Genomic DNA, 17,561 nt, shown 5'->3' on the forward strand with positions numbered 1-17,561 from the left:
GGCTCGCGCCTACAGGATTTTGTGTTGATCTGCTGTTGCGGCGAAAATTTCAGCATCCGACGCCGTCCTCAAAGCGCTTTCAGCATCCTCCCCCGCAGTACCTCCCTAGACTGGAGCCTGTCTCGAATCAGGACTCGACCATGCTCAAGAATCGTTTGAAAGACTCCAGCCTTTTGGCAGAACTCGCTTATGTAGACGGGCAGTGGATCGGCGCCGATGACGCCGCGACCATTGACGTTATTGATCCGGCCAGCGGTCAGTTGCTTGCCCGGGTGCCGGCCATGCAAGGCGCGGAGACCCGCCGCGCCATCGAGGCCGCCGACAAGGCCTGGCCAGCCTGGCGTGCGCGCCCGGCCGCCGAGCGCGCCACTTTGCTCGAGCGTTGGTATCAGGCCATGGTCGACAACCTCGATGATCTGGCACTGATCATGACCTGCGAACAGGGCAAGCCGCTGAGCGAGGCCAAAGGCGAAATCCGCTACGGTGCCGGGTTCGTCAAGTGGTTCGCTGAAGAGGCCCGCCGGGTCTACGGCGAAACCATGCCGGCACCTGGCGGCGACCGTCGGCTGCTGACCTTGAAACAACCGGTCGGCGTCTGCGCGGCGATCACGCCGTGGAACTTCCCCAATGCGATGATCACCCGAAAATGCGCGCCGGCGCTGGCGGCGGGTTGCCCGATCATTGTCAAACCGTCGGATCTCACACCGTTGTCGGCGCTGGCGCTGGCGGTATTGGCAGAGCGTGTCGGTATTCCGGCCGGTGTGTTCAATGTGGTGACCGGAATGCCCGCCGGCATTGGCGAAGAGCTGACCGGCAACCCGACAGTTCGCAAGATTTCCTTTACCGGCTCGACCCCTGTAGGGCGTTTGCTGATGCGCCAGAGCGCCGAGCATATCAAGCGCTTGAGTCTGGAGTTGGGCGGTAACGCGCCCTTCATTGTCTTCGATGACGCCGATCTGGAGCAGGCCGTGGCCGGGGTCATGCTCAGCAAATTTCGCAATGCCGGCCAGACTTGCGTGTGTGCCAACCGCATTCTTGTGCAAAACGGCATCTATGAACGCTTCGCTCAGCGACTGGTGGAAGAGGTCGGCAAGCTCAAGGTCGGTAATGGCCTGGAGGCTGACGTCACGATTGGCCCGCTGATCAACCCGGCCGCAGTAAACAAAGTCGCGCGGCACATCGACGATGCGCTGACCCAGGGCGCGCGCTTGCTCTGTGGCGGCATGCCTGATGCCAGCAGTCAGTTCGTGCAACCCACCGTTCTGGGCGATGCCCATGCCGGCATGCTGCTGGCCAACGAAGAAACCTTCGGCCCGGTGGCGCCGTTGATGCGGTTTGACAATGAGGCGCAAGCGCTCGCCCTGGCCAATGCCACGCCGTATGGCTTGGGTGCCTACTATTTCACCCAGGATCTGCGCCGCTCCTGGCGGTTCGGCGAAGCGCTGGAGTTCGGCATGGTCGGCCTCAATACCGGAATCATCTCCATGGACGTCGCGCCGTTCGGCGGTATCAAGCAATCGGGGCTGGGCCGCGAGGGCAGCAAGTACGGCCTGGATGAATACCTTGAAGTCAAAGCCTTCCACATCGGCGGGCTGTAATTCACATGCACGGGGAGGCAGGTTCAATGAGCAAGGCATTCAAGATCGCCGCGATTGCCGGCGACGGCATTGGCAAGGAAGTGTTGCCCGAAGGTTTGCGTGTGCTGGAGAAGGCTGCGAACAAATGGCAGTTGGACTTGAACATTGAAGTTCTTGAATGGGCCAACTGCGATTACTACCTGGAGCATGGGCAGATGATGCCCGATGACTGGTTTGAGCAGCTCAAGGGCTTCGACGCGATTTATTTCGGCGCCGTCGGCTGGCCAGACAAGGTGCCCGATCACATTTCGCTGTGGGGATCACTGCTGAAGTTTCGCCGCGATTTCGACCAATACGTGAATATCCGTCCGGTGCGCCTGTTTCCTGGTGTTCCGTGCCCGCTGGCCGGGCGCGAACCGGGCGACATCGACTTCGTGGTGATCCGCGAGAACACGGAGGGCGAGTATTCCTCGGTAGGCGGAAAAATGTTCGAAGGCACCGAGCATGAGTTCGTGCTGCAAGAGTCAGTGTTCACTCGTCGCGGTGTCGACCGAATTCTGAAATTCGCTTTCGATCTGGCCCAGACCCGTCCGCGCCAGCGTCTGACGGCGGCGACCAAGTCCAACGGCATTTCCATCAGCATGCCCTACTGGGACGAGCGCACCGCGTTGATGGCGGCGAACTACCCGCAAGTTACCTGGGACAAGCAACACATCGATATCCTCTGCGCACGGTTCGTCTTGCAACCGGATCGATTTGATGTGGTCGTGGCCTCGAATCTGTTTGGTGACATCCTGTCCGACCTGGGGCCGGCGTGTGCCGGAACCATTGGCATTGCGCCTTCGGCCAACCTTGATCCTGAGCGCCGTTTTCCCTCGTTGTTCGAACCGGTGCATGGTTCGGCGCCGGATATCTACGGGCAGAACATTGCCAACCCGATTGCGATGATCTGGTCCGGTGCGTTGATGCTCGATTTTCTCGGCAACGGTGATGAGCGTTATCGGGCCGCGCATGACGGGATATTGCGGGCAATCGAGCAGGTGATTGCCGACGGGCCGATTACCCCGGATCTCGGCGGAAAAGGCGCGACGCAAGACGTCGGTAAAGCCATCGCCGACATCCTTTGAGCCCACATCAATTCCGCTTGGGGGAGCGAGCCTGCTCGCGAAAGCGGTGTCAGCCCGGAGACGATCAACTGACGATGCGCATTCGTGAGCAGGCTCGCACACTTGGGTTATTGATGTTTTCAGTAACCCTGCTGGCGGTCGATCTGGCCCGCCATCGGCTGCCCGCGCTGAAACCGGCGAATGTTTTCCAGCAACACTGCAAATGCGGTTTGCGGTTGCGTCATCGCCGCAATGTGCGGCGTCAGCAGAATCTTTGGATGCGCCCAGAACGGATGATCCGCCGGAGCTGGTTCTTCCTGTAATACATCAAGCACCGCGCCACTGAGCTGTCCGCTGTCCAGTGCTTGCAACAGATCGCTTTCCACCAGATGCCCACCACGGCCCATATTGATCAGCGCCGCACCGTGGGGCAGTTGCCGGAACACGTCACGATCAAGAATCCCTTGGGTCTGTTCGGTCAGCGGTAACACGCACAGGAGAATGTCGCACTGGCTGAGAAACGCCGACAGTTGCGCGTCACCCGCGAAGCAATCCACACCGGCAATTTGATGGCGGCTGCGCGCCCAGCCTTTCAACGCGAAGCCCAGCGGCTGCAACGTCGCCAGAATCTGTTGCGCCTGCGCACCGAGCCCCATTACCCCGACCCGCCGCGTGTGCGCCGGTTGCAGCATGTGCGCCTGCCAGCAACGCGCGTTTTGTTGCTGACGGTATCGCAGCATGTCGCGGTGCAGGCTGAGCACGGCGAAACTGGCGTATTCGCACATGCCACGGGTGATGCCGGGATCAAGCAGGCGCACCACTGGCAGGCTGGGTGGAAGGCGGCTCAGATCGAGTTGATCGACACCGGCCGACAGCGCGAACAACACTTTCAGGTTTGGCAACACCGCAGCCAGATCGTCCGGCGCTTGCCACGCAGCCAGGTAATCAATGTCGGCCGGATCGCCGATATTTGGCCAGGCGCGCCATTCGATGTCCGGGGCGTATTCGGCGAACAACGCTTGCCACTGTTCGCCGCGTACAGGGTCAGCTTTATAAAGCAGGGCCATGAGCAATTCCTGAAAGGGGTAGGTGCTTTCATGATCGCGCAATGCCGGCGCAGGATCTGTCGAAAGCGTCGGTGCAAACGGTCTGCGTCACGCTCGATGAACGCAACGGCGGCAGATTCGGCGGGCTGAAGGAATCTGCCGTTTGGCAGGGTCAAAACAGTCGATCCGAATTTCTCAGGGGGGAAGTTCGGCGTAGTTCGTTTCGCACAAGCCTTAATCTGAACACCATCGCAACCACCTCCAGGTTGCCGGACTCACGATGGGAAATGCCATGAATAGCAAAGTCGACGACACCCCTCATTTGCTCCGTCAGCGCGATCAATTCGTGCCGCGTGGCCTGGTTACCGCTCACCCATTGGTGATTGATCGCGGCCAGGGCGCCGAGTTGTGGGACGTGGACGGCAAGCGCTACCTGGATTTTGTCGGCGGCATCGGCGTGTTGAACATCGGTCACAACCATCCCAAAGTGGTGGCGGCGGTGCAGCAGCAATTACACAAGATTTCGCACGCCTGCTTCCAGGTGGTCGCCTATCAACCTTATCTGGATCTGGCCCAGCGTCTGTGTGAAATGATCGGTGGCCAGCAAGCCTATAAGGCCGCGTTCTTCACCTCCGGCGCCGAAGCGGTCGAGAACGCAGTGAAAATCGCCAGGGCTCACACCGGCCGTTCGGCGGTGATTGCTTTTCGTGGCGGCTTCCATGGTCGTACCTTGCTGGGCACCACGCTGACCGGCATGAGCCAGCCTTACAAACAGAACTTCGGCCCGTTTGCACCGGAGGTTTTTCACACGCCTTACCCGAATGCCTATCGCGGCCTGACCAGTGACATGGCGCTCAAGGCCCTTGAGGAACTGTTCGCAACGCAAGTGGCGCCTGAGCGGGTGGCTGCCATCATCATCGAACCCGTGCAAGGCGACGGCGGCTTTCTTGCGGCACCGGCCGAGTTTCTGCAGGCCCTGCGCGCGCTGACCGAAAAACACGGCATCGTGCTGATTCTTGATGAAATCCAGACGGGGTTCGGCCGCACGGGCAAATGGTTCGGTTTCCAGCACGCGGGCATCCAGCCTGATCTGGTAACCGTGGCGAAAAGTCTGGCCGGTGGTTTGCCGCTGTCGGGGGTGGTCGGTAAAGCGGCCATCATGGACGCGCCGTTGCCCGGAGGTCTGGGCGGCACTTACGGCGGCAACGCGTTGTCATGCGCAGCGGCGCTGGCGGTGATCGAGGCCTTTGAGGAGGAGCAGTTGCTGGCACGCGGCGAGGCGCTGGGCGAGCACTTGCGTCAAGGCTTGTTGCAGTTGCAGAGCCGTTACGCGCAAATCGGCGACGTGCGCGGTACGGGGTTCATGCTGGCGATCGAGTTGATCAAGCCTGACGACGCACGTACACCCGACGCGGATCTGAATCAACGCTTGATCGATGAGGCGCGCAAGGGCGGCTTGCTGGTGATCAAGTGCGGTGTGCACCGCAATGTTCTGCGTTTTCTCGCGCCACTGGTGGCCACGCCGGCGCAGATCGACGAAGCCTTGCAGATTCTCGACAGCGCCTTGGCACGCGTCTTGAACTGAGTGCCTGTGCGCTCGCGGCGGTGCGCCAGCGCATCGCTTGTGAGCATTTGTGGAGCATGGACGGATGGAATGCATCATTGGAGGCTTCGCACGCCATGGGACTGATTGATTATCGAGCGTTGCTCATTGATTGCGATGAAGCGCTGGTCGACCGCGACTCGGGGGTCTGGACGGCATTGCTACCGCTGCTGGTCAGTCGGGGTGGTCATCCGGACAAGGATCAGGTGCTGGCTGAATACCGCGAAGTGCTGCATGCGCTGTATCCGCGTTTCGCTGAGCTAGGCTTCAGTGGCATGTTGTGTTTCGCCCATCGTCAACTCGCCGAACGCTGGGGCTTGAATGCCAGTTGGGAGGAGGGCATGAGCTTCGCCCGGTCGGTGGCGGCATGGTCATTGTTCGAAGACGCGCCAGGTGCGATGTTGTACCTGCGCAAGTTCTACCGCCTGCTGGTCCAGGGTGACCGCGATGCCGAAGATCGTGGCCCGCTGTGCGAGCGTTTGGGGATCAATGCCGACGACTTCATTTCATTGGCCGACGCACCGTTGCAGGACGCCAATTGGCTGATCGCCAACGCACTGGCACCGGGCGACATTCTCCATATCACGCGCGCAGGTGCGCGCCGAGGGTTGGAGAATGACGTGTGCCTGATCAGTCGTGATCGGGGCAGGCAACCCACGCCCTGCTCGGCGCAATACTGCATCAACAGCATGGCAGACCTGGTGACTCAGCATCAGCTGTCATTACGGCGCTGATTTTGCTAGAAGATTGTCCTACAAATGGCAGTCAGAGGTATGCAATGGAAGGGATAGTAAAACTGGACCGGATCGACATCAGCATTCTTGTCGAGTTGCAGAAGGATGGCCGCATGACCAACGTCAGCCTGGCCGATGCCGTCGGGCTGTCGGCCAGTCCGTGTCTGCAACGGGTCAAGCGACTGGAATCAGCGGGTTATATTTCCAGCTACAAAGCGCACCTGAATCTGGCGAAGATCACCGACTCGGTCACGGTGTTTACCGAAATCACCTTGAGCGATCACAAACGCGAGGATTTCGCCAAATTCGAATCGAATATTCGTTTGGTCGACGAAGTGCTTGAATGTCATTTGATCAGCGGTGGCTACGATTATCTGGTGCGCTTCATGACCCGCAGCATCCAGCATTATCAGGAAGTGATCGAAAGCTTGCTGGACAAGAATATCGGCATTTCCAAGTACTTCAGTTACATCGTCATCAAGTCGCCCGTACTCAAGGATGGCGTGCCGCTACGCAAGTTGCTGCGGCACTGAACGGCAGTGACTGCCACCACGTGGGCTTCAGCGCTAATTCCCGGCCCACTCATCACGAAACTGCAGCAGAAAATCAACAAACGCCCTGACCCGTTGCGGCACATAGCGGCCGTGCGGGTACAACAATGTATAGGGACGCGAGCGCCCGGCATACGGCTGGAGAACCTCGACGAGACTGCCGTCGGCCAGCTCCTTTTCGACGATGAACTTGTAAGTCTGAAAGACCCCGGCACCATGTTTGGCCAAGGTGACTCCGCCCAGTACATCGTCGGAGCACGAGTAACCACCGTCGGAAAACACTTCACGATCCTGCCCGTCTTCCTGAAACAGCCAAGATATTCGCCGCCCGCTGCTCGGCAGTTCGAACTGAATGCATTCGTGTTGCACCAGATCCTCCAGCGTCTGCGGTGTGCCAGCCTTTTTCAAATAATCGGGCGAGGCGACTACCACCAGTTTTGCATCCTCCAGCAGCCGCGCGACCATGGTCGAATCCGGTTGGGCGCGCACGCGGATCGCCAGATCATAACCTTCGCCGACGAAGTCGATATTGCGGTTGCCCAAGTGGATGTCGACGGTGACGTCGGGATAGAGCGCGCGGAATTTCGGCAACAGCGGCAGGATACGGTGATGCCCGTAAGTGGTGGGCAGGCTGATGCGCAACAGCCCTGACGGTGACGACTGTGCGCCCATGACTTCTTGTTGCGCTTCGACCAGTTGGGTCAGGGCCTGGCTGCACTGGACGAAAAAGTTTCTGCCGGCCTCGGTCAAGCGAATGCTGCGCGTGGTTCGCGCGAACAAGCGTGAACCCAAGCGTTGTTCCAGACGCAGAATCGACCGGCTCACGGCGGCCGGCGTCACGCCTGCAAGCTGGGCGGCGGCGGTGAAACTGCCGGCTTCAGCGGCGAGGCAAAAGAGTTCGATGCTGCCCAACTGCAAGTCTTCAAAGTGGCGCTTCATGGGATAAGCCTGAGGATCAACGGAGGGTTCATCTTCAGGCTTATCTCATGAAGCGGCACCGCCGGTACACACCGGCAGTGCTGCGGGGAGGAATCAATGGCCAGCGCTTTGACCACCGTCGACATGGAGGATTTCGCCGGTCACGAAGTTAGCGCCGTCCAGATAGAGGATCGCTTGCACGATGTCGTCGATCTCGCCCATATGTCCGACCGGGTGCAGGCTGCCGAGGGCGGCGTGCGTCTCTTCGCCGTGCATCGGCGTTTTGATGATGCCGGGCGATACCGCGTTGACCCGAATACCACGCTTGGCGTACTCGATGGCCAAGGATTTGGTCGCTGCATTAATGCCACCCTTGGTCAGCGAAGCGAGCACCGACGGTACGCCGTCAATCGCGTGGTCGACCAGGCTGGTGGTGACGCTGACGATATGGCCGCTGGCGTTTTTCTCCATTTCGGCAATCGCCAATTGCGAGATGTGGAAGAAGCCGCTCATGTTGGTCGCCACCACTTGTGCGTAGTCTGCCTGGCTGTACTCGGTGAAAGGCTTGGCGACGAATATCCCGGCGTTATTGACCAGCGTGTCGATGCGCCCGAAACGTGCAACGGCTTCGCGGATCACGCGCTCGGCGGTCTGCGGGTCGGCGATGTCACCGGCGACGGCGAGAATATCCGGGTCGGTGGACGGTTTGATCGAGCGCGAGGTCGCGACAACCTGATAGCCGCGTTCACGGAAACCCTTGACCAGACCTGCGCCAATGCCTTGCGAAGCGCCGGTAATCACTACAACTTTGTTGGACCTGTTCATGATGTTTCCTCATGCAATCTGAATGGTTTGAAAAAACGAAGTTCGGGTGTCAGGCGTGAGCCGCAATCTGCGCAGCTTGACGTAACGCTTGCTGGTAATAAGCGACGGACTGGGAACCGGGGATGACCTGTTTGTCGTCGATCACCATGGCCGGAACCGAATCGATGCCGCGCTGCTGATAAAACCGTTCAAGTTCGCGCACGGCCTGGCTGAACTCAGCGTTGGCCAGCACCTCTTGTGCGCGCTCGCTATCGAGCCCGACTGCGCCTGCCAGCATCACCAGCGTGGCGTGGTCATTCGGGTTCATGCCGTCAGTGAAGTAGGCCTTGAGCAAGGCTTGCTTCAACTCACGCTGACGTCCTTGTGTGGCGGCCCAGAACAGCAATCGATGGGCATCGAAGGTGTTGTGGAAATGGCTGCGTTTTTCCAGGTCGAAGTGAAAGCCGATCTGCTCACCGCGCTCGATGATCATCGCGTTGCGATCCGCCACTTGCTCAGCGCTGCGCCCGTATTTGCGCATCATGTGCTCGATGGCGTGTTCACCTTCGGCGGGCATGTCGGGATTCAGTTCGAACGGTTTGTAGGTCAACTCCACATCGACTTCGCCCGCCAGATTCTTGATCGCTTGCTCCAGAGCGGTGACGCCCAACGCGCACCAGGGGCAAACGACATCCGAGACGAAATCGATTTTCACTGCCCGGCTCATGACTGCGAGTCCGCCAACTGTTGGCGATATTCGGTGGTGGTGATGCCGGCATAACCCCAGTTATCGGTGTCGACTTCCTCGATCACGATGTGGGTGAGTTTCGGATCCTTGTGCAGCACCCGCTGCATCGTTTCGGTGATTTCCTTGATGACCTGGGATTTCTGTTCCCGGGTCACGCCGTCACGGGTGATACGTACGCTGATGAAAGGCATTTGGGGTATCTCCAGTCGCTGGCCCGTCGGAGTGATGGGCGGCTGTTGGAGAGGACTTTAAAAGGCAGGGGAGAATTGATAAATGGGGCTTGAGGTACATCATTTGTGATGTCGTGTATCAAATGAGGGCGCGCGAGCAGTCATCCTGTGCACGCGCTGTCTCAGTGCGAAAACGCCGGCGCTCAGGCCAGCAGTTCGCTAATCCAGCGTGTCTGTTGCGTCAGGTCTTGCACCTTTCCATCCGGTAAACCCTGCTGCGCATGGGCGAGTTCGCTCAGCGTCTTCTGCTTATGGTGAAGTTTGTGCTGCCATTTGCGCAGAAACTCGGGGCTGCGGGTCTGCATCTGCAAGGGGCCGAAGTACAGTTCCTGGTCGGTATAGGTCACCGGTTCAGCGCGTTCGGCGACGATGATTTCGTAGTCGAAGCGGTTTTCCCGCAGCAGCTCTTCGCTGAGGATGCGGTAGCCGTTTTCCATCAGCCACTGGCGCAAGGGTTGTTCGCCGCCGTTGGGTTGCAGGATCAGACGTTCCTGGCCGTTGAGGTGGGCCTTGCCGCTGTCGAGGATGTCGCGGATGGTTTCGCCGCCCATGCCGCAGATCGTGATGGCGGTGATGCCGTCGTCAGGTTTGATTGCTGCCAGACCATTGGCCCGGCGCACACTGATGTGCTGCTGCAGATCGTTCTCGCGCACAGTGCGTTCAGCCGCGTGGAACGGCGTTGCCGCGACTTCGCCAGCCACGGCCGCAGTGATCAAACCACGACGCATCAGCGCCACCGGCAGATAGCCGTGGTCCGAGCCGATATCGGCCAGCCGGGCACCGGCCGGTACGTGGGCAGCCACGCGCTCAAGGCGCATGGACAATGTCTGTTCGTTCAACGGCAACCCCTTGATGGCAGGCAAAGGGGTGCGACTCTGGCGAGCAACGCCGGACCTGTCAAATCCCGGCGACGGAATTCAATGGCCCATTGGCCGCGCTTAATGGCCAATGGGCGCTGAGGCTTAGCCCGCCAACGTTGCGTTGTCGATCACGAAACGATATTTCACATCGCCCTGGAGCATGCGCTCGTAGGCGTCGTTGATCTGGTCGGCACGGATCAGTTCGATGTCGGAAACGATGCCGTGCTCGGCGCAGAAATCGAGCATCTCCTGAGTTTCGGCAATGCCGCCAATCATCGAACCGGCAATCGTGCGGCGCTTCATGATCAGGTTGAACACGTTCGGCGACGGGTGCGAAGTGGCCGGCGCACCGACCAGCGTCAACGCACCGTCACGCTTGAGCAGCACCAGAAATGCGTCGAGATCGTGCGGCGCCGCGACGGTGTTGAGGATCAAGTCGAAACTCTTGGCGTGGGCGGCCATTTCTTCGGCATTGCGCGACACCACCACTTCATCGGCGCCCAGCGCTTTCGCCGCTTCGCGTTTCGATTCAGAGGTAGTGAACGCGACAACGTGGGCACCCAGAGCGTGAGCCAGTTTGATGCCCATGTGGCCAAGGCCACCGATGCCAACCACGCCGACTTTCTTGCCCGGTCCCGCATTCCAGTGACGCAGCGGCGAGTAGGTGGTGATGCCCGCGCACAGCAGCGGTGCGACAGCGGCCAGTTGTGCCTCGGGATGACGGATGCGCAGCACGTAGCGTTCATGCACAACGATGTTTTGCGAGTAGCCGCCCAGCGTCCAGCCCGGTGCATCCGGAGTCGGGAAGTTGTAGGTGCCGATCATGCCGTCGCAGTAGTTTTCCAGACCGCTTTCGCAGTCATCGCAATGTTTGCAGCTGTCGACGATGCAACCGACGCCGACCAGATCACCGACCTTGTAGTCCGCGACATGCGCGCCAACGGCCGACACGCGGCCGACGATTTCGTGGCCCGGGACGCAAGGAAATTGCGTGCCGGCCCATTCCGCCCGTACCTGATGCAGGTCGGAATGGCAGATGCCACAGAACGCAATGTCGATCTGCACATCATGGGCGGCCGGCGCGCGGCGGTTGATCTGCATCGGTTCAAGGGGTTTATCGCCCGCGTGGGCGCCGTAGGCTTGTACAAGCATGGGAACATCCTCGATCGGTTTGTCGTAAGGCATTGTTTCTGCTTCAGCGCTGCGGGCACTAGTGCATTCCTGTGCAATCCTTGCCTGATCCTGTGCGTTGTTGTGACATTGCGCGGACAGACGCTTGCGCTGTTTGCAGGTAATCTCCCGATTCACTGACGACAACAAAATCAAAACAGGAGTCATTGATGCAACCAATCCGTCTCGGTCTGGTGGGCTACGGCAAGATCGCCCAGGATCAACACGTCCCGGCAATCCTCGCCAATCCCGCTTTCCAGTTGGTCTCCATCGCCACCCAAGGCAAGCCTTGTGCTGGCGTGGAAAATTTCCAATCGTTGAGTGAGTTGCTGGAAAACGGCCCGTCGGTGGACGCGATTGCCTTTTGTACGCCGCCGCAAGGTCGTTTTGCGTTGGTGCAGAAAGCGCTGGCCGCCGGTAAACACGTGTTGGTCGAGAAGCCCCCGTGCGCCACGTTGGGCGAGGCGCTGGCCTTGGTTGATCAGGCAGCGGAGCAGGGTGTCAGCGCGTTGTTTGCCTGGCATTCACGCTACGCGCCCGGTATCGAAGCTGCGCGCGAATGGCTCGCCTCGCGCACTTTGCAAAGCGTGCAGATCGACTGGAAAGAAGACGTGCGCAAATGGCACCCCGGCCAGACATGGATCTGGCAACCCGGCGGCCTCGGCGTATTCGATCCGGGCATCAATGCTTTGTCGATCGTCACCCATTTGCTGAAGCTGCCGCTGTTTGTCGAATCGGCTGAGCTGCGCGTACCGAACAACTGCCAGTCGCCAATCGCTGCGTCGATCAAAATGGCTGATGCACATCAACTCGATGTGCGTGCGGAGTTCGACTTCGACCATGGCCATGATGAGCTGTGGAGTATCGAAGTTCGTTGCGCCGAGGGTGTTCTGCGTCTGGATAACGGCGGCGCGTTGTTGAGCATCGATGGCGTGCGTCAGGCCGTGTCGGAGGAGGGTGAGTACGCGGCGGTGTACCGACATTTTCAGCAGTTGATTGGCGACAAGGCCAGTGACCTGGATGTGCAGCCGTTGCGCTTGGTGGCGGACAGTTTCTTTGTCGGCAGTCGGGTGTTGGTTGAGGCGTTTTACGATTAGTGCGACGGGCAACGAACCGGTCAATCGCTCTTTACTTGTTTTGCCTTGCCGACGCTCTATTGAAGGCAGAACTGCGGGAACTGAAAAGCTCCCGCAGTCTGAATTTCTACTCAGCGATTGGCTTCGGCCAGACCCGCCTCAATGAAACGTACTGAGCTCTCCATTGCCTGTTGACCTTCTGGCAGCATGGCCGAGTAGAAGTGCCAGGCGTGGAACATGGCAGGCCATACCTCGAGATTGACTCGGACACGGTTGTCCGCCAGATGGCTGGCAAGCCGTATCGCGTCACTCAGCATCAGCTCGTTCTCGCCAATCTGAATCAGAATGGGTGGGAGTCCAGTGACGTCCGCGAAAACCGGCGATGCCAGAGGATGGTTGGCCAGTGTCTCGCCAAGGAATGTTCTGGCAAGAATATCCAGAACAGGCTTGGAATTCAGCGGATCCAGGCCCTCACGGTTGCTCATAGAGGCGCCGGTGTGTTCGAGATTTGCCCAAGGCGAGATCGAAGAACCCACCGCAGGTAACGCAAGCCCTTTGGATTTGGCCGCCACCATCACGCTTACTACCATTGCGCCGCCAGCCGACTCGCCGGAAAACGCGATTTTTTCAGCCGGGATTTTCTGCTCAAGCAACCATTCGTAGGCGCGCAGTGTGTCGTCGATGGATGCGGGGAATTTGTGCTCCGGGGCCAGGCGGTAGTCAGGCATGTATACACGAGCACCCAGCATTTTCGCGTAGTTGCCACCAATGCCGTGGTAGCCATCTGGACGGCCGACAATATACGCCCCGCCATGGATGTACATCACAACTGCGTCGGTCTTGACTTCATCGGGTGTCACCAGGGTCCCTGGAACACCGCCCATGTCGACTGCTTCGAACCTGACGCCGGTGGGCGCTGGATTTTGCGCGAGCATTCCTGCGTAGGCGTCGCGGATATCGCTCATTTTCGTGGTGGTATCAATGCCTTTGAGGACAGGTATCAAATCGCTCAGGCTGTTGGCCCAGGTTTGAACGGCTGCTTTTACTTTCGTATTCATAGTGATCTCGATTGAAGGAGGGCGTTGGATTGGCTAATTGAGATACTATTCTCTTGATTGGGGAATAGGGTTCCCCATAGCGAGTGCCGGGGCGCCCGAACGTTGATCGAGTGAGGAAGTATGGAAATTCATAACCTGAACGACATCGCGGCTTTTGTGAGTTCTGTAAATGCCGGAAGCTTTACCGCAGCTGCCAAGCAATTAGGTCTCACTCGTTCGGCAGTGGGTAAATCGATTGTCAGGCTGGAAGCTCGATTGCAAGTGCGGTTACTCAACCGCACAACCCGCAGTCTGAGCCTGACGGACGACGGTCAGGTTCTCTACGAGCGCTGCGTTGGCATCCTTCAAGATCTTGACGATGTCGAAGATGCACTGGCGTTTCGTCGCTCGACACCCAGTGGGCGATTGCGTATGAGTCTGCCGGTCGCACTGGGTAGGCTTCACGTTCTCCCGCATATCGAATGCTGTCTGAAGGACTGGCCTTCGCTAAGTGTCGACGTTACGTTTTCCGACCGACTGGTAGACCTCATTGATGAGGGGTTTGATCTGGCCATGCGAATTGGCCCGCCCAAAGAGGATTCTCGATTGCTGACACGCACCGTGGCGTACCAGCAGATGATCACCTGTGCTTCACCCCACTATCTGGCTGAGCATCCACGGCCGCAAACGCCCGAAGAACTGTCCACGCACGAATGTCTGCATTTCGTCAGCGGGGGACGATTACTTCCATGGAATTTTCGAGTAGACGGCCAAGCGGTTGCCTTTACTCAAGGTGGGCGGCTACAGATGGACAGCGCGGAAGCGCTGCATGAGTGCGCGATGGCGGGCTTGGGTATTGCGACACTGCCGTCGTACGTAGTGAGCCACCAACTACGCAGCGGCAAGCTTGTTCAACTGCTCGAAGAATACGCTGAGGCCGCAGAACCCATCCGGATCATCTATCCCAGCAAACGACATCTTTCGCCCAAGATCCGCCTGTTCATCGATAAGCTTTTAGACGCGTGGTCTCCTTGTCCGCCGTGGGAACAATGTCTGGTTGATGATATTGGCGCTGTATGAAAAGGGGAGCTGATGCTCCCGGCGGAACGGCTAGTTGCAATGTTGTCAGGAGCGCTGATAGAAGCGTTACAACCGATCACTTGAGGGCAGACGCTCAATCGCATCGGCACCCGCCGTTCAGAAACGATCGAGTCTGAAGCGTTCATCTGCCGTCAGATCAGTCACCTGATGCGTCGTTGCTGGCCGAGCCATCCGCACCACCATCTCCGCCGTCACCGCCGCCTGTGTCAGCCCCAGATGCTGATGCCCGAACGCAAGCAACACCTTGCCCTCACACACCTGATCAATCACCGGCAACGAATCCGGCAACGACGGTCGAAAACCCATCCACGGCGTCGCCGCTTCAGCGCTCAGATCCTTGCGAAACAAGCCCTGACTCAACCGATGCAACTGCCACGCGCGTTCCATGCTCGGCGGTTTTTCCAGACCGGCGAACTCGACGGTGCCGGCCAGGCGCAAGCCTTCGGACATCGGCGTCATGATGAACTTGCGCTCCAGCGAGGTGACGGGGAAGGGCAGTCGGTCGTGTTCCTGAGGCAGCATCAGGTGATACCCGCGCTCGGTGTCCAGCGGTACTTTTTTGCCGGTGAGGGCGGCGGTGAGTTTCGCTGAGTGCGCACCGCAGGCAATCAGCACGCGGCTGGCAGTCAGACAGCCATTGCCGGTGGTGAGCGTCACCCCGTGCTCCTGCACGTAGCCGCCCTGAACCTGTTGCTGGACAAAACTCACACCGCTGGCCTTGGCTGCTTCGACCAGTTCACAGACCACGCGATATGGATCGATGAAGTGCCCGGTGCGGGGGAAAAACAAGCCGCCCTGAATCTGTTCGCTGAGTTGCGGCGCGGTTTCGCGGATGGCGCCGGCCTGCCAGTAATCGACCGGCACCTGCTGCTGATGCAGTCGAGCCTGTAATGCCTGGATTGCCTGACGCGATTCGGGACGTTCGAACACCAGTAACGAACCATCGATCTTCAGCAGGTCCGGCCGCTGGATGTCGGCGAGCAAGCGCTGCCAGGCCTCCAGACTGCTTTCATTCAGGGCGCGCAAGCCTGCCACAGTGTTCTGAAACGGCGCCGGGCGCAGGTTCAGCAGCAGGCGGGTGAACCATGGCAAGGCGCGCGGCAGGTATTTCCAGTCCAGTCGCAACGGTCCCATCGGATCCATCAGCATGGCCGGCAGGCGCTTGAGGATGGACGCGTCGGCAATCGGAAACACCTGCTCGGTCGCCAGATGCCCGGCGTTGCCGAACGAGGCGCCGTGGCCGGGTGGCTGCTGATCGATCACCACCACGCGCAACCCTTTGCGAGCCAGACGTAGTGCGCAGGCGACGCCGATGATGCCGGCGCCGACCACGGCGATGTCGTGGGAGACGTTATTCGCCATAGTGCTGCGCTTCCCTTTGCCCATCGAGCAGACGCCGCAATTGCAGCGGATTGGCCTGCTTCAGTGCGGTCGGCAACAGGCTGTCGGGGAAGTCCTGATAGCAGACCGGGCGCAGAAAACGCTGGATCGCCGCTGTACCGACGGATGTCGTACGCGAGTCGGAGGTGGCCGGGAACGGCCCGCCATGCACCATTGCGTCACACACCTCGACCCCGGTGGGCCAGCCATTGATCAGCAAGCGACCGGCCTTGCGTTCCAGTGTTGGCAGCAGGGCGCGTGCCTGTTCCAGGTCTTGGTCATCAAGGTGCAACGTGGCGGTCAACTGGCCTTCCAGGTGTTCGCTGACCTGACGGATTTCAGCTTCACTTTCGCATTGCACAATCAACGCAGCTGCACCGAAGGCTTCGGCTTGCAGGCGGTGATCGGCGAGAAAGTCGGCGGCTTCGGTCACGAATACATGGGCCTGACATTGGTTCGGGCCGTTGCCGGTCTGACCAACACCGGCGATGTTCGCACTGGCATTCTCGGCCAGTGCATTCACGGCAGATTCGTAAGCGCTGGAAATGCCCGGTGTCAGCATGGTCTGCGCCGGGCTGCGTTGAATGATCTCGGCGGTGGCGGCGATAAACTTGTCCAGTGCCGGTCCTTTCAAGGCAATCACCAAGCCCGGATTGGTGCAGAACTGGCCCGCGCCCAGCATCAGCGACGCCACAAACCCTTCAGCCAACGCCTGCGTGCGATTCTCCAGCGCCGCCGGAAACAACAGCACCGGATTGATCGAACTCATTTCCGCGTACACCGGAATCGGTTCGGGCCGCGCTTGCGCCGCTTGAATCAACGCCAGACCGCCGCTGCGCGAGCCGGTGAAACCCACTGCTTTGATCCGTGGATCAGTGACCAGCGCAATGCCCACTTCGCGGCCGGAACCGTACAGCAACGAGAACACGCCTTCCGGCAAACCACAGGCTTTCACTGCCCGCGCCACTGCGCGACCGACCAGTTCGCTGGTGCCGGGATGGGCACTGTGCGCCTTGACGATCACCGGGCAACCGGCGGCCAGTGCCGATGCGGTGTCACCGCCGGCCACTGAGAACGCTAGCGGGAAGTTGCTCGCGCCGAACACCGCGACCGGCCCCAGTGCAATCTGCCGTTGACGCAGATCTGTGCGCGGCAGCGGTTGGCGCTGCGGCTGCGCGCTATCGACGCGCACATCCAGCCATTCACCGGCGCGAACCGTGCGGGCGAACATTCTTAATTGCTGACAAGTACGCCCGCGTTCACCCAGTAACCGTGCACGCGGCAGACCGCTTTCGGCATGGGCACGGTCAATCAGTTCATCGCCGAGGGCTTCGATTTTCTCGGCAATGCTTTCCAGAAATTCGGCGCGGACATTCAGGGTAGTTTCGCGATAAACATCGAACGCTGCCCAAGCCAGAGCACAGGCCTGTTCGACATGCTCCGTCGATCCTCCGGCATACGCCGGTTCCAGCGCTTCATCGGTGGCCGGATTGATCCCGTGAATGGCGGCGCGATTGCCCGCAACCGAGTGCAGCCCGATCAGCATGTGGCCCGTCAGAGTCATGGTGTCTTCCTGAGAAAAAGGGAAATGCCTGCCGCGTAGCGCAACGCATAACGGCA

17 protein-coding genes are annotated in these 17,561 nt (G+C 59.6%); 7 read left to right on the forward strand and 10 right to left on the reverse strand.

The features are described 5' to 3' along the window. Positions 1–140 precede the first annotated feature (140 nt). Entirely contained in the window at positions 141–1,598 is a 1,458-nt protein-coding gene (locus tag KBP52_RS00605) for an NAD-dependent succinate-semialdehyde dehydrogenase (protein ID WP_077572466.1), read from the forward strand. A gap of 26 nt (positions 1,599–1,624) precedes the next feature. Then, the gene (locus KBP52_RS00610) at positions 1,625–2,704 is read left to right on the forward strand and encodes a tartrate dehydrogenase (protein ID WP_150709123.1); all 1,080 of its coding nucleotides are present in this window, start codon (positions 1,625–1,627) and stop codon (positions 2,702–2,704) included. 119 nt (positions 2,705–2,823) lie between these two features. Here the strand turns inward: KBP52_RS00610 and KBP52_RS00615 are convergent, their stop codons facing one another. After that, positions 2,824–3,750 carry a glyoxylate/hydroxypyruvate reductase A gene (locus KBP52_RS00615; RefSeq protein WP_212621734.1) on the reverse strand — a complete coding sequence of 309 codons (927 nt, stop codon included), beginning with the start codon at positions 3,748–3,750 and terminating at the stop codon, positions 2,824–2,826. 271 nt (positions 3,751–4,021) lie between these two features. On the opposite strand from KBP52_RS00615, the gene gabT reads away from it, so the two are divergent. From gabT to KBP52_RS00630, 3 genes are all read left to right on the forward strand, one after another. After that, a complete protein-coding gene (gene gabT / locus KBP52_RS00620) occupies positions 4,022–5,314 on the forward strand; it encodes a 4-aminobutyrate--2-oxoglutarate transaminase (protein ID WP_212621735.1) in 1,293 nt (430 codons plus the stop codon). 95 nt (positions 5,315–5,409) lie between these two features. Continuing rightward, on the forward strand, positions 5,410–6,066 hold the full coding sequence (locus KBP52_RS00625) for a 2-haloalkanoic acid dehalogenase (RefSeq protein WP_180699161.1): 657 nt from the start codon (positions 5,410–5,412) through the stop codon (positions 6,064–6,066). A gap of 44 nt (positions 6,067–6,110) precedes the next feature. Beyond that, complete coding sequence (locus tag KBP52_RS00630) at positions 6,111–6,599, forward strand: Lrp/AsnC family transcriptional regulator (protein ID WP_016987783.1); 489 nt, start codon at positions 6,111–6,113, stop codon at positions 6,597–6,599. Between the two features lie 33 nt (positions 6,600–6,632). Here the strand turns inward: KBP52_RS00630 and KBP52_RS00635 are convergent, their stop codons facing one another. The 6 genes from KBP52_RS00635 to KBP52_RS00660 form a co-directional block, all read right to left on the reverse strand. Continuing rightward, positions 6,633–7,556: a LysR family transcriptional regulator gene (locus tag KBP52_RS00635; RefSeq protein WP_212621736.1), complete on the reverse strand. Its 924-nt coding sequence runs from the start codon at positions 7,554–7,556 to the stop codon at positions 6,633–6,635. A 93-nt stretch (positions 7,557–7,649) separates the two neighbouring features. After that, entirely contained in the window at positions 7,650–8,360 is a 711-nt protein-coding gene (locus KBP52_RS00640; RefSeq protein WP_212621737.1) for an SDR family NAD(P)-dependent oxidoreductase, read from the reverse strand. 49 nt (positions 8,361–8,409) lie between these two features. Then, positions 8,410–9,066, reverse strand: a complete 657-nt coding sequence (locus KBP52_RS00645; RefSeq protein ID WP_212621738.1) for a DsbA family oxidoreductase — start codon at positions 9,064–9,066, stop codon at positions 8,410–8,412. Next, on the reverse strand, positions 9,063–9,278 hold the full coding sequence (locus tag KBP52_RS00650; RefSeq protein ID WP_212621739.1) for a 4-oxalocrotonate tautomerase family protein: 216 nt from the start codon (positions 9,276–9,278) through the stop codon (positions 9,063–9,065). Before KBP52_RS00650 ends, KBP52_RS00645 begins: the two co-directional genes overlap by 4 nt. A 182-nt stretch (positions 9,279–9,460) precedes the next feature. Further along, positions 9,461–10,156 (reverse strand): tRNA (adenine(22)-N(1))-methyltransferase TrmK, encoded by a 696-nt coding sequence (locus KBP52_RS00655; protein ID WP_282961183.1) that lies wholly within the window; start codon positions 10,154–10,156, stop codon positions 9,461–9,463. A gap of 123 nt (positions 10,157–10,279) precedes the next feature. Beyond that, positions 10,280–11,329, reverse strand: coding sequence for an NAD(P)-dependent alcohol dehydrogenase (locus KBP52_RS00660; RefSeq protein WP_150707849.1), 1,050 nt, complete (start codon positions 11,327–11,329; stop codon positions 10,280–10,282). 188 nt (positions 11,330–11,517) lie between these two features. Between KBP52_RS00660 and KBP52_RS00665 the strand changes: the two genes are divergently transcribed. Beyond that, a complete protein-coding gene (locus KBP52_RS00665; RefSeq protein WP_212621741.1) occupies positions 11,518–12,444 on the forward strand; it encodes a Gfo/Idh/MocA family oxidoreductase in 927 nt (308 codons plus the stop codon). A 110-nt stretch (positions 12,445–12,554) separates the two neighbouring features. Here the strand turns inward: KBP52_RS00665 and KBP52_RS00670 are convergent, their stop codons facing one another. Then, a complete protein-coding gene (locus KBP52_RS00670; RefSeq protein ID WP_212621742.1) occupies positions 12,555–13,481 on the reverse strand; it encodes an alpha/beta hydrolase in 927 nt (308 codons plus the stop codon). A gap of 120 nt (positions 13,482–13,601) precedes the next feature. Here KBP52_RS00670 and KBP52_RS00675 point away from each other — a divergent pair, with 120 nt between their 5' ends. After that, positions 13,602–14,540: a LysR family transcriptional regulator gene (locus tag KBP52_RS00675; protein ID WP_077572477.1), complete on the forward strand. Its 939-nt coding sequence runs from the start codon at positions 13,602–13,604 to the stop codon at positions 14,538–14,540. Positions 14,541–14,657: 117 nt separating this feature from the next. On the opposite strand, the gene KBP52_RS00680 is transcribed toward KBP52_RS00675, so the two are convergent. Together KBP52_RS00680 and KBP52_RS00685 are read right to left on the reverse strand one after the other, a co-directional pair. Next, positions 14,658–15,923 (reverse strand): FAD-dependent oxidoreductase, encoded by a 1,266-nt coding sequence (locus KBP52_RS00680; protein WP_212621743.1) that lies wholly within the window; start codon positions 15,921–15,923, stop codon positions 14,658–14,660. Continuing rightward, entirely contained in the window at positions 15,913–17,505 is a 1,593-nt protein-coding gene (locus KBP52_RS00685; protein WP_212621744.1) for an aldehyde dehydrogenase (NADP(+)), read from the reverse strand. The genes KBP52_RS00680 and KBP52_RS00685 overlap by 11 nt, the downstream gene beginning before the upstream one ends. Between the last annotated feature and the right edge of the window lie 56 nt (positions 17,506–17,561).

It is taken from the genome of Pseudomonas sp. SCA2728.1_7 (genome assembly GCF_018138145.1).
Lineage (GTDB): Bacteria > Pseudomonadota > Gammaproteobacteria > Pseudomonadales > Pseudomonadaceae > Aquipseudomonas > Aquipseudomonas koreensis_A.